The organism is Paraburkholderia sp. HC6.4b (assembly GCF_014200875.1).
Lineage (GTDB): Bacteria > Pseudomonadota > Gammaproteobacteria > Burkholderiales > Burkholderiaceae > Paraburkholderia > Paraburkholderia tuberum.
On sequence record NZ_JACHDC010000022.1, the window covers coordinates 66533 to 78906 of the forward strand.

Here is a 12374-nt window from a genome sequence, read left to right on the forward strand (position 1 = left end):
CGATACAGCCGCCACGCAGGATCAGGGAAGGCAGTTCAAATAAACAGCACCCCGAGCAGTCGGTTTGGGGCCATGCACGGTATGTAACAGACGACGGCATCATGAGTTCATCGAGCGACATCGAAAAACTGTTCGAGCAATTTGGCGGCGACGCCAACGCGTACCAGGAGATCGGCCGCGAGAACGACGCGCGCACCGCGCGCACTCGTTGGCCGCTGCTCGTGACGCTCGATCTGACGCAACCGGCCATTCCGGCAATCGGCCAGCTGCGCGACGCGAAACCACAGCCGCCGATAACCGTGGCGCCACGGGCCGCCGTCCACGAGGACACGACACCGAAGGACATGGCATCCGTGACGCGCGCGAAGGCACCGCTGTTCACGCGCTCGCACCGGCGTGACATTCCACCGGTACCTGTGGCCGCAGCCCAGCCCGCGGCGCCCAGCGGCGCGTCACGCTTTCGCACGGCCGACGAACTCGACGAGGCGGCCGCGCAAACGATTGCGCCTGTCGCGCGAGGCAGGACAGGCCCCGCCGCGCCCGCTCATGGCAGCGCGAGCACGGCACCGGCATCGTCGATGCCACCGCCACCAGCGCCGCAACCGACCTATACGGCCCAACCCGCGCAACCGGCCCCGCCGCCGTCGATCCTCGGCAAGATGTTTGCAGCGCAAACCCCGAGCGCGCCGCCGCAAGCGACCGCGGCCGCGTCGCTGAACTCGGTGTTCGACCGTCTGCGCGGCACGTCCGCCCAAGGCACGCAAGCACCCGCCGGCACCGCGCGCGGCGGCTTCGCCTCGTGGCTCACCAACGGTCCGCGTCGCTCATGAAAGTCATTGCCGTGGTGTCCGCCAAAGGGGGGGTCGGCAAGACCACCCTCGCCGCCAATCTCGCCTCCGTGCTCGCCAACAGCGGCCGACGTGTGATTGCACTCGATCTCGATCCTCAGAACGCCCTGCGGCTGCACTTCGGCGTGCCGCTCGACAGCATCGACGGCCTGTCGCGCGCGACTCTCTCGGGCAACCCGTGGCAAACGGTGATGTTCGACGGTATCGACGGCGTGACCGTGCTGCCGTACGGCGCGCTGCTGGAGGACGACCGCCGCCGCCTCGAGGCGCAGATCGACCAGCATCCGCAATGGCTCGCGCAGTCGCTGCAGCACCTGCGGCTCGATGCGTCCGACATCGTGATCGTCGATACGCCGCCCGGCTCGTCGACCTACGTGCGAACCGCGCTGAGCGCGGCCACCTTCGCGTTGAACATCGTGCTCGCCGACGCCGCGTCGTACGCGGCGATCCCGCAGATGGAGCGGCTGATCGAAACCTACGCGGCGCCGCGCGCGGACTTCGGCGGCGTCGGCTACGTGATCAACCAGATCGACCAATCCCGCCAGTTGACCAAGGACGTGCTGAAGGTGCTGCGTCAGATGCTCGCCGGCAAGGTGTTCCCCGGCGTGATCCATCTCGACGAAGGCGTCAGCGAAGCGCTCGCCTGCGACACCACGCTGATCCATTACGATCCGCTGAGCCAGGCCGCCGCCGATTTCCGCGCATGCGCCGCCTGGCTCATGGCGGCGCTCGACGCGATCGCCGCCCGGCCAAGGAACGTCGCATGAGCAGTCCGGCCTCCTCGCGCGAGCCCGAGGGCGGCGAGCCGTCGCGCTTCCAACGCTTCATCGACGCAAGCTTCTGGAACAGCCGCATCGTCACCGGGCTCGTCACGATGCTCGCGCTGTACATGCTGTACTTCGTGTTCACGGTGCCGCTCGAGTTCTATCAGCAGCTGACCTTCGCGACCCTGTGCTTCGTGCTCGCGCTGCTGTTTCGCCGTCGTCCCGGCCGCTACGCGACGATGGTGATGATCATGCTGTCGATCGTCGCGTCGGGCCGCTACATGTACTGGCGGCTGACCGAAACGACCTACTGGGAGCATCCGCTCGACGCCGCCTGGGGTCTGCTGCTCGTGTCCGCCGAACTCTACGCGACGATCGTGCTGATGCTCGGCTACTTCCAGACCGCGTGGCCGCTCAAGCGCAAACCAATGCCGCTGCCCGCCAATCGCGACGAATGGCCGACCGTCGACGTGTTCATTCCGACCTACAACGAGCCGCTCGCCGTCGTGAAGCCGACCATCTACGCGGCGCTCGCGCTCGACTACCCGGCCGACAAGATGTCGATCCACGTGCTCGACGACGGCCGCCGCGCCGAGTTCAAGGCGTTCTGCGAGGAAGTCGGCGTGAACTGGACGATCCGCACGCACAATCGCCACGCGAAGGCCGGCAACATCAACGAGGCGCTGAAGATCACGAGCGGCGAGTACCTCGCGATCTTCGACTGCGATCACATCCCGACCCGCTCGTTCCTGCAGATCGGCCTCGGCTGGTTCCTGCGCGACAAGCTGCTGTCGATGCTGCAAACGCCGCACCACTTCTTCTCCGCCGACCCGTTCGAGCGCAACCTCGGCACTTTCCGCAAGGTGCCGAACGAAGGCGAGCTGTTCTACGGCCTCGTGCAGGACGGCAACGATCTGTGGAACGCGACGTTCTTCTGCGGCTCGTGCGCGCTGCTGCGCCGGAGCATGGTCGACGAGATCGGCGGCATCGCGGTGGAGACCGTCACCGAGGACGCGCACACCGCGCTGAAGCTGCACCGCCTCGGCTACACGACCGCGTATCTGGCGATTCCGCAGGCCGCCGGCCTCGCGACCGAAAGCCTGTCGGGCCACATCGGCCAGCGCATCCGCTGGGCGCGCGGCATGACGCAGATCTTCCGCATCGACAATCCGCTCACCGGCAAGGGGCTGAAGATCGGCCAGCGGCTGTGTTACCTGAACGCGATGATGCACTTCTTCTACGGCGTGCCGCGTCTCGTGTTCCTGACCGCGCCGCTGTCGTATCTGTTCTTCGGCGCGCATGTGATCGAGGCGGCGGCCAGCACGATCGCGATCTACGCGCTGCCGCACATGATGCACGCGAGCATCACGAACTCGCGGATGCAGCGCATGTTCCGCCATTCGTTCTGGGCCGAGGTGTACGAGTCGGTGCTGGCGTCGTACATCACCGCGCCGACGCTGCTCGCGCTGATCAACCCGAAGCTCGGCAAGTTCAACGTGACGGCCAAGGGCGGCGTGATCGAGAAGAGCTACTTCGACTGGTCGATCTCGCGACCGTATCTGTTCCTGCTGCTGCTGAACCTGCTCGGTTTCCTCGCGGGTCTGGTGCACATCTACATGAACTGGCACGTGCGCAGCATCGTCGAGACCACACTGCTCAATCTCGCGTGGACCAGCTACAACATGCTGATCCTCGGCGCGAGCGTGGCCGCCGCGAGCGAGCGCCGCCAGATCCGCGCGGTGCCGCGCGTCGCGATGAAGATGCCCGTGATGCTGAAGTTCTCGACCGGCCGCACGCTCGCGTGCGAAACGATCGACTACTCGGAAGGCGGCGTCGGCGTCGCGCTGCCCAGCACCATCGAAGTGCCGACGCAGGAGCGCGTGACCGTGTCGCTGTTCCGCGGCGACGAGGAGTACGCGTTCCCCGCCACCGTCAGTTTTACCGAGCCGGGCCGCGTGGGGCTGCGCTTTTCGTCGATGTCGCGCGAACAGGAGTACGAGTTCGTCAAAACCACCTTCGCCCGCGCGGACGCGTGGACCGGCTGGGCCGAGGGACGCGAGACGGACGCACCGCTGCGCGGTCTGTCGCACGTGCTGAAGGTCGGCGTGCGCGGCATCGCGGGGCTGTTCGAACATCTGTACGACGACTTGCGCAGTTCGATCAAAAGCCGTCCCGCGGACGTCAAGAAGCTAAAAGCGAAAGACTGATCTATGGGCTACCGGATGGCCACGGACAATATCGAACGCCCGGCACACGGGCGCAACAGCATTGGACCCCAATCGCGCCTGTTTGCTTGTCACGGCTTGCGACACTCGCGGCGAATCATGCGCGGCGTCGCCTGCTGGCTCGCGCTGCAGACCGCGCTGGCGTCGTTCATGCCGCTCGCTGAAGCGGCCACTCCTGCCGCCGCCGCGGCCAAACCGGCGTCGGACACGGCGGCACCCGCCGGCGCGCCGCAAACCCCGCAAGTCGCGACCGGTGTCGGCAACGTGCCCGCGCCGAGCGCGGCGGTGCCGTTCGATCCGAACGCGATCGCCCAGGGCCAGCTCGCCACGCCGACGCCCGCGCTCGCGGCGGCGTCGGTGAAGGCGCTCGGCATGCACACGCCGACCACCGCCGAGCCCGGCACGCTGGTGCCCGGAGGCCGCCGCCAGACGCTGACGTTCGCCGACTTCGGCGCGCTCGACCCGCTGCAATTGCGCGGCGTCGACGGACAGAACGGCATCGCGTTCTCGGTGCGCGGCGACGAGGTCGTGACCGGCGCGACGCTGCATCTGATCTACAGTTATTCGCCCGCGCTGTTGGCGAACCTGTCGCAGCTGAAGGTGCTGGTCAACGGCGAAGTCGCGGCGACGCTGCCGCTGCCGCACGAGCAGGCCGGCATGCTGGTCGCGCGCGAGATCACGATCGATCCGCGCTTCATCACCGACTTCAACCACCTGAACCTGCAGCTGATCGGCCACTACACGACGGCCTGCGAAGACCCCGCCAACTCGTCGCTGTGGGCGACGATCAGCAACGCGAGCTCGCTCGACCTGACCTACTCGTCGCTCGCGACGAAGGCGGAGCTGGCCGCGCTGCCGCAGCCGTTCTTCGACCGCCGCGACGTGCGCCGCCTCGAGCTGCCGTTCGTGCTCGCGCAGAAGCCGGGCAACGGCACGCTCGAAGCCGCCGGCATCGTCGCGTCGTGGTTCGGCTCGCTCGCCGGCTACCGCGGCGCGGTGTTTCCCACCCAGCTCGACAACGCGCCGCTGTCGGGCAACGCGGTCGTGTTCGCGACCAGCGACCAGCATCCGGCCGGCGTGACGATTCCCGAGATCACCGGGCCGACCATCGCGGTGGTCGAGCGCGACGCGAACGCGCGCGGCAAGCTGCTGCTCGTGCTCGGCCGCAACGAGGCCGAGCTGAAGACCGCCGCGAAGTCGCTCGGGATCGGCCATAGCGCGCTGTCCGGCGCGAGCGCCACGATCACGTCGCTGAACGAAATTACGCCGCGCGTGCCGTACGACGCGCCGAACTGGCTGCCGACCGACCGCGCGGTGCGCTTCGGCGAGCTCGCCGATCCGAAAGACCTGACCGTGTTCGGCTACGACGCCGACGCGGTGCGCATCAACATGCGGGTGCCGCCCGATCTGTTCATGTGGCACACGCGCGGCGTGCCGATCGATCTGCGCTACCGCTACACGGTGCGGCCGGCGCGCGACCGCTCGTCGCTGAACATCAGCGTGAACAACGGCTTCGTGCAGGCGCTGCCGATTCCGGCGCGCCCTGCGTCGGTGTTCGACATGAGCCGCTACTTCAACCTCATCATGCCCGACGGCACCGCCGACGCGCGCCGCAACATCCGCATCCCGCCGCTGCTGATGACGCCGCGCATACAGCTGCGGCTGCACTTCTACTACGACATCCCGAACACCGGCGAATGCGCGGGCCGCCTGCTGCAGAACGTGGTCGGCGCGATCGATCCGAACTCGACGATCGACCTGTCGTCGTTCCCGCACTACATGGCGCTGCCCGATCTGGCCGCGTTCGCCAACAGCGGCTTTCCGTTCACGCGGATGGCGGACCTCTCCGAGACCGCCGTCGTGCTGCCGGACGACCCGGACGCGAGCGACTACAGCCTGTATCTGCTGACGATGGGCCGGATGGGCGAATCGACCGGCTATCCGGTCTCCGGCGTGACCGTCACCCATGCGGCCGACGTCGAGCGCCTCGCCGACAAGGACCTGCTGGTGTTCGGCGCGCCTGGCAAGCAGCCGCTGTTGCAGCGCTGGTCGAAGTCGATGCCGTTCTCCAGCGACGGCGCCGCGCACACGTTCCAGCTCACCGACCTGGTGTTCAAGCTGCGGGACTGGTGGCACGGCGAGCGCGGCGTCGAGCGCACGCCCGCGCGTGCCGATCTGACGATGGTCAGCTCGAACGGCGCGGCGCTGCTTACCGGCTTCGAGTCGCCGCTGCAGCGAGGCCGCAGCGCGGTTGCGCTGATCAGCGCGGCCGGCCCGTCGGATGCCGATCTGTCCGCCGCGCTGCTCGACGCCGACGTGCTGCCGAAGATTCAAGGCGCGATGGCCGTGATCCATGGCCGCGCCGTCACCATCACGTCGAACGGCACCGCATACTACGTGGGCCGTCTGTCGCCGCAGGAGTATCTGCGCTGGGCACTGTCGTCGCATCCGCTGCTGCTGTTGCTCGGCGGCGTGCTCGCCGCGCTGATCATCGCGGCCTTGTGCTACCGGACGCTTCGCGCGATCGCCGCGCGTCGACTGAAGGACTGATGGATATGACTCGAATGCGGTTTCGGATCAGCAGAAGAACCTCTTTTGCGCTCGCGCTCGGTATCGGCATGACGGCGTCGGCCAGTCTGGCGGGTTTGAGCGGCGCCGCTCAGGCCGCGCAGAACGGCGCTGCATGCGGCGACTGGGGCGCCTGGCAAAGCTTCGTGCAACGCTTCGTCCAGGCCGACGGCCGCGTGATCGATTACTCGACGCCGGCCCAGCAGACCACCTCGGAAGGCCAGTCCTACGCGCTCTTTTTCGCGCTGGTCGCCAACGACCGCGCGACCTTCGACAAGCTGCTCGGCTGGACCCGCGCGAATCTCGCGGGCAACCAGTTCGACGCCCAGAACCTGCGGCTGCCCGCATGGCAATGGGGCAAGAAGCCGGACGGCTCGTACGGCGTGCTCGATCCGAATTCGGCGTCGGATTCCGACCTCTGGATCGCCTACGATCTGCTGCAGGCCGGCCGCCTGTGGCACAACCCCGCCTACACGCAACTGGGCCAGGCACTCGCCGAGCGCATCGCGCACGACGAAGTCGCGAATCTATCTGGCCTCGGGCCGATGCTGCTGCCGGGGGCGCAGGGCTTCAGGAACGGCAACGTCACGCGTCTGAATCCGAGCTATCTGCCGCTGCCGGTGTTGCGCGCGCTCGCGCACGAGGTGCCGGACGGCCCGTGGGCCAAGCTCGCCGACAACGCTTATCAGTTCGTCAAAACCGTGTCGCCGCAAGGCTTCGCGCCTGACTGGGCGGCGTGGCAGAACGGTCGGTTCGTCGTCGATCCGAAGAACGGCGACGTCGGCAGCTACGATGCGATCCGCGTCTATCTGTGGGCCGGCCTCGCTTCGCCCGCCGATCCGCTCGCGAAGCCGTGGCTCGGCGCGCTCGGCGGCATGCGCGCGAAGGTCGCGCAGAACGGCTTCCCGCCGGAGAAGGTGTCGTCGACCACCGGCGCGGCGAGCGGCGAAGGCCCGCTCAGCTATTGGGGCGCGCTCGCGCCATACTTCAAGACACTGGGCGACGAGCACGGACTCGGCCTCGCGCGCACGCGGCTCGCCGCGCTCGACGCGAACGTTCCGGGCCGTGAACCGGTGTACTACGATCGTGTGTTGGGTCTGTTCGGCACGGGGTTCATCGATGGCCGCTATCGCTTCGATGAAGCCGGCGGTCTCGTGCCCGCCTGGAGGACCGCATGCGATTGAACGCCCTCGCCGGGTCGCTGCATATCGCGCTGTCCGTCGGCGCGCTCTTGTGCGCGGCCGCGGCCGCGCCCGATGCGCTCGCGCAGGCGAGCAAGGATCCGCTGACCGTGCTGATCGATCAGGGCAAGTACTGGCAGTCGCATCAGCGCGGCGACCTCGCCGAGCAGGCCTGGCAGAAGGTGCTCAGCATCGATCCGAAGCAGCCCGACGCCCTGTTCGGCATGGGCATGGTGCTGGCCGACCGCAAGGACGGCGCCGGCGCTCAGCAATACCTCGCGCGGCTGAAGGCGGCCGCGCCGAACTATCCGAATCTCGATGAGCTCGGCCGCCGCCTTGGCGAAACGAGCCCGCGCGACCAGACCATCAGCGAGGCGCGCCGGCTCGCGCAAGCCGGTCAGAGCGCGAGCGCGGCGCAGGAGTATCAGCGCGCGCTGGCCGGCAAGCCCGCCACGCCCCAGTTGCAGCTCGAGTATTACCAGGCGCTGTCGGCGACGCCGCAGGGCTGGGACGAAGCACGCCGCGGCCTCGAACAGCTCGCGCACGACAACCCCAACGACCCGCGTTTCGCACTCGCGTACGCGCAGCATCTGACCTATCGCGACGTCACGCGGCGCGACGGTATCGCGCGGCTGCAAAAGCTCGCGGGCGACACCTCGGTCGGCGCGGCGGCGAAAAAGAGCTGGCGCCAGGCGCTGCTGTGGCTCGACGCGCGGCCGTCGGACGCCGCGCTGTACGAATCGTACTTCCAGACCGCCGGTGAAGATGCCGCCGTGAAGGCGCGCTTCGAATCGATGGTGCAGCAGGACAGCGCGGCGCGCGCCCGCGCGCAGGAAAACGCCGCCGCCGACGCGCGCGGCCGCGTGATCGCCGACGGCTTCGCCGCGCTCGACCGCGACGACATCGTGAGCGCGCGCGCCAGGTTCTCGTCGGTACTCGCGAACAGTCCTAACGATACCGACGCGCTCGGCGGCATGGGCATCGCCGCGCTGAAGCAGGAGCGTTTCGCCGAGGCGCGCAACTACCTCGAGCGTGCCTCGCGCGGACCGAATCCGGCGCGCTGGAAAACCGCCCTCGACAGCGCGATCTACTGGACCTACACGAGCGAAGCGATCGGCGCGCGCAGCAATGGCGAGTTCGCGAAGGCGAAGGCACTGTTCGAGCGCGCGATCGCGCTGAATCCGTCCGACGTGACTGCCCAGGTGCAGCTCGGTGAAATGCTGCTCACGACCGGCGACCCGGCCGGCGCCGAGCAGGCATACCGGATGGCACTGCGCCGCCAGGCCGACAACCCGGACGCGATTCGCGGCCTCGTCGGTGCGCTCGCCGCGCAGGGCCGTGCCGACGAGGCGCTGCAGTTCGCCAATCAGCTGAACGCGCAGCAACAGGCGAAGGTCGGCGGCATCGACCGTTTGCGCGGCGACGCGCAGGCAGCGCAGGCGCGCGCGGCCGAAGCGCGCGGCGATCTCGGCAGCGCGCGCAGCCTGTTCGAAGACGCGCTGCTGAACAAGCCCGACGATCCGTGGCTGCGGCTCGACCTCGCGCGCATCTACGTGCGCCAGGGCGCGGTCGCGAATGCGCGCAGCATGATGGACGGTCTGCTCGCCGCGCATCCGGACATGACCGATGCGCTGTACGCGAGCGCGCTGCTGTCGGCGGAAACGCAGGACTGGTCGACCGGTCTCGCGCAGCTCGACCGTATTGCGCCCGCGCAGCGCACCGATGCGATGACGACGTTGCAGCATCGGCTGTGGGTGCATCGGCAGGCCGACCTCGCGACGCGCATGGCGAAGAACGGCCAGACGCAGCAGGCCATCGCGACCTTGCGCGCCGCCGAGCCGGTGGCCGGCAACAACCCCGAGCTGATCGGCGTGATCGCCGGCGCGTACCAGCAGGCCGGCGACCCGACCCGCGCGCTCGCACTCGTGCGCGGCGCGATGAGCGCGGCGCCCGGCAACACCGATCTGCTGCTGCAATACGCGAGCATTCTGTCCACGGCCAACCAGCAGGCCGAGCTCGGCGCCGTGATGCGCCAGTTGCAAGGCATGCAACTGACGCCGCAACAGCGGATTGACTTCAACAACCTGAATCTCGGCATCGTCATCCGACAAGCCGACGCGGTACGCCTGCGCGGCGATCTCGCGAGCGCCTACGAGGTGATCGCGCCGTGGCTCGCCGCGATGCCCGACAACCCCGACCTGCAGGCCGCGCTCGGCCGCATGTATGCGAGCGCGGGCGACGACCGCAACGCGCTCACGAGCTTCCGTGTCGCGCTGCAGCGCCGCCCCGACGATCTGAATCTGCTGCAGGCGGCGATCTCGGCTGCGGCCGGCGCGAAGCAGTTCAGCTACGCCGAAACGCTCGCGAACCAGGCGCTCGCCCTCGCGCCCAACGACCCGGGCGTGCTCGCGACCGTGGGGCGCATGTATCGCGCCCAGGGCAAGCTGTCGCTCGCGTCGACCTATCTGCAACGCTCGCTGGTCGCGGCCAATACGCCGCTGGCGGCGAACGCGCCCCGCAACGCAGGCACCAACGTGCCGCGCGGCTGGGAAGCGGCGATGGGCCAGATCGGCGCGACGCCGCTGCCGGGCACCAATCCATTCGAAGGCAAAACGGCGATCGTCCCTTCGGGCGACGCCGGCAATGCCGCGCGTCCCGCGCTTCCGTTCCTGAATACGCAGTCTTCCTCGCCGACGCAGACCGTGCCGAACTATCCGCCGCCCCTTCAGCCCGCGCCGTATGTCGCGCCCTATACGGCGCCCGCCGCGACGCCTTATAACGCGCCTGCCGCACAGCCCGCGCCGGTCGCCGCACCGTACGGAGCGCCCCGCTCCGCCGCCGAGGTCGGCGGCTACGGACAGGAATCCAACGGATCGAGCCAGTCGGGTGCGCAGTTGCAGCCTTATCCGGGGCAAGGTCAGGCGCCCGGGCAGCCGATGCCGCGGCAGCAGTACGACGCGGGCTATGCGCAGCAGCAAGCGTATCCGCAGCCACAGCCTTACCCGCAGCAGCAAGCGTATCCGCAGCAACCGGCATACGGGCAACCGGCGTACGGGCAACCGGCATACGGGCAACCGGCGTACGGGCAGCAGCCCTACGGCGCGCAGGACGGCTATGCGGCCACACCGTGGCCTATGTCGCCAGCCGCGCGCCAAGCGCAGGCCAACGCCGCGTCGACGACGGCGCTGCCGTACGGATCGACACGCACGAGCACGCAGAAGAGCGCCAAGAAGAGCACGGCGAAAACGAGCCAACCCGCGCCGGTCTACGCGCAGCCGCCGCCGCCGTATCCGCAGCAGCAGGGCTACGCGCAGCCGTATCAGCCGTACCCGCCGCAACAGCCCTCTCAACAGCAGCCTTACCCGAACCAGGGCTACTACGCGCAGCAGCCGTACATTCCGCAACCGCCGGCCGGCTACGCGCAGCCGTACTACCCGCCCGGCAGCAACGCGCAGAATAACCCGCAGTCGAACGTCGCGAACGCGCAGACGCTCGGCGTCGCCGAGGAGCTTGCGCAGGTCAATCGCGAGCAGTCGAGCACCGTGTCGGGCGGCCTGATCTTCCGCAATCGCGTCGGCGAGGACGGACTGTCGTCGCTCACCGACATCGAGGCGCCGATTCAGGGGCGTATCAAAGCGGGCAACGGTCACGTGGTCGTGACCGCGACCCCGGTCACGCTCGACGCAGGCACCGCGTCGAACAGCACGTCGACGCTCGCGCGCTTCGGCGCGGGGCTTTCGAGCGCGTCGTCGAAATCGGCGGCGCAGAACGGCACCAACAACTACGGCAGCCAGACCGCGAGCGGTGTGGGCCTGTCCGTCGGCTATGACAGTCGCAGCATCAGCGGCGATATCGGCGTGACGCCGATCGGCTTGCGCGAGACCAACATCGTCGGTGGCGCGCAATACAACGGCGGCATCACCGACAAGGTCTCGTACTCGATCGCGGTCGCGCGGCGCGCGGTGACGGACAGCCTGCTGTCGTACGCGGGCGCGCGCGATGCGGCCGCCGGCCTCGAATGGGGCGGCGTCACGTCGAACGGCGCGCTTGCCAGCCTCAGCTGGGACGACGGCACGAGCGGCCTGTACGTGAACGCGTCGTATCAGCACTACATGGGCACCAACGTGCCGAGCAACAACGCGATCAAGGGCGGCGGCGGCGTCTATACGCGTCTGCTGAAAGACGCCGACCAGACGCTGACGGTCGGCGTGAACACGACGATCATGGGCTACAACCGCAATCTGTCGTACTTCACTTATGGCCAGGGCGGCTACTTCAGTCCGCAGCAGTACGTGATCCTGAATCTGCCGGTCGAATGGTCGGGCCGCACGGGCCTGTTTACATATGACGTGAAGGGGTCGATCGGCGTGCAGCATTATCGCGAGGATGCGTCGAACTACTTCCCGCTGAACGACGGCTCGACGCGGCAAGGCGACGCGGCGGCCGCCGCGCAATCCCTCGGCAACGGTCTGACCGCCGTCTACCCGGGTCAGAGCAAGACCGGCGTGTCGTATTCGATCAGCGGCGTCGGTGAATATCAGCTCGCGCCGCAGCTCGCGGTCGGGGCGACCGCGTCGCTCGGCAATGCCTATGAATATCGCGAGTGGCTCGCGGCCGTGTACGTGCGCTACAGCTTCAACAAGCAGACCGGCTTGCAGCCGTTCCCGCCGGTGCCGTTGACGTCGCAGTATCTGTCGCTGTCCAACTGACGGACGCACTCGTTGGGTGAGGTCGCGGCTTGCATTCGATGAATCGCAAGCCTCGTCGCCCCCGCCCCTCACTTTCGTT

At 68.3% G+C, this 12374-nt stretch carries 6 protein-coding genes; all 6 read left to right on the plus strand.

Annotated features, from left to right (window positions below):
* The first annotated feature begins 101 nt into the window (after positions 1 to 101).
* Genes bcsP through HDG34_RS29910 form a run of 6 tightly spaced genes read left to right on the plus strand, consistent with a single transcriptional unit; the run spans position 102 to position 12295 of the window.
* Positions 102 to 830: a cellulose biosynthesis protein BcsP gene (gene bcsP / locus HDG34_RS29885; protein WP_184065248.1), complete on the plus strand. Its 729-nt coding sequence runs from the start codon at positions 102 to 104 to the stop codon at positions 828 to 830.
* Entirely contained in the window at positions 827 to 1615 is a 789-nt protein-coding gene (gene bcsQ / locus HDG34_RS29890) for a cellulose biosynthesis protein BcsQ (protein WP_090806355.1), read from the plus strand. The genes bcsP and bcsQ overlap by 4 nt, the downstream gene beginning before the upstream one ends.
* Positions 1612 to 3819 carry a UDP-forming cellulose synthase catalytic subunit gene (bcsA, locus tag HDG34_RS29895; RefSeq protein ID WP_184065251.1) on the plus strand — a complete coding sequence of 736 codons (2208 nt, stop codon included), beginning with the start codon at positions 1612 to 1614 and terminating at the stop codon, positions 3817 to 3819. The genes bcsQ and bcsA overlap by 4 nt, the downstream gene beginning before the upstream one ends.
* A gap of 3 nt (positions 3820 to 3822) precedes the next feature.
* Positions 3823 to 6387, plus strand: coding sequence for a cellulose biosynthesis cyclic di-GMP-binding regulatory protein BcsB (gene bcsB, locus HDG34_RS29900; RefSeq protein ID WP_184065254.1), 2565 nt, complete (start codon positions 3823 to 3825; stop codon positions 6385 to 6387).
* A gap of 14 nt (positions 6388 to 6401) precedes the next feature.
* Entirely contained in the window at positions 6402 to 7589 is a 1188-nt protein-coding gene (bcsZ, locus tag HDG34_RS29905; RefSeq protein ID WP_184065256.1) for a cellulose synthase complex periplasmic endoglucanase BcsZ, read from the plus strand.
* Positions 7580 to 12295 carry a cellulose synthase subunit BcsC-related outer membrane protein gene (locus HDG34_RS29910; RefSeq protein WP_184065259.1) on the plus strand — a complete coding sequence of 1572 codons (4716 nt, stop codon included), beginning with the start codon at positions 7580 to 7582 and terminating at the stop codon, positions 12293 to 12295. The genes bcsZ and HDG34_RS29910 overlap by 10 nt, the downstream gene beginning before the upstream one ends.
* Positions 12296 to 12374 lie beyond the last annotated feature (79 nt).

Excerpts from the sequence above, each read along its gene's own strand:
- bcsA (WP_184065251.1), top strand. The coding sequence starts at position 1,612 with ATGAGCAGTCCGGCCTCCTCGCGCGAGCCCGAGGGCGGCGAGCCGTCG.
- bcsQ (WP_090806355.1), top strand. The coding sequence starts at position 827 with ATGAAAGTCATTGCCGTGGTGTCCGCCAAAGGGGGGGTCGGCAAGACC.
- bcsB (WP_184065254.1), top strand. The coding sequence starts at position 3,823 with ATGGGCTACCGGATGGCCACGGACAATATCGAACGCCCGGCACACGGG.
- bcsP (WP_184065248.1), top strand. The coding sequence starts at position 102 with ATGAGTTCATCGAGCGACATCGAAAAACTGTTCGAGCAATTTGGCGGC.
- HDG34_RS29910 (WP_184065259.1), top strand. The coding sequence starts at position 7,580 with ATGCGATTGAACGCCCTCGCCGGGTCGCTGCATATCGCGCTGTCCGTC.
- bcsZ (WP_184065256.1), top strand. The coding sequence starts at position 6,402 with ATGCGGTTTCGGATCAGCAGAAGAACCTCTTTTGCGCTCGCGCTCGGT.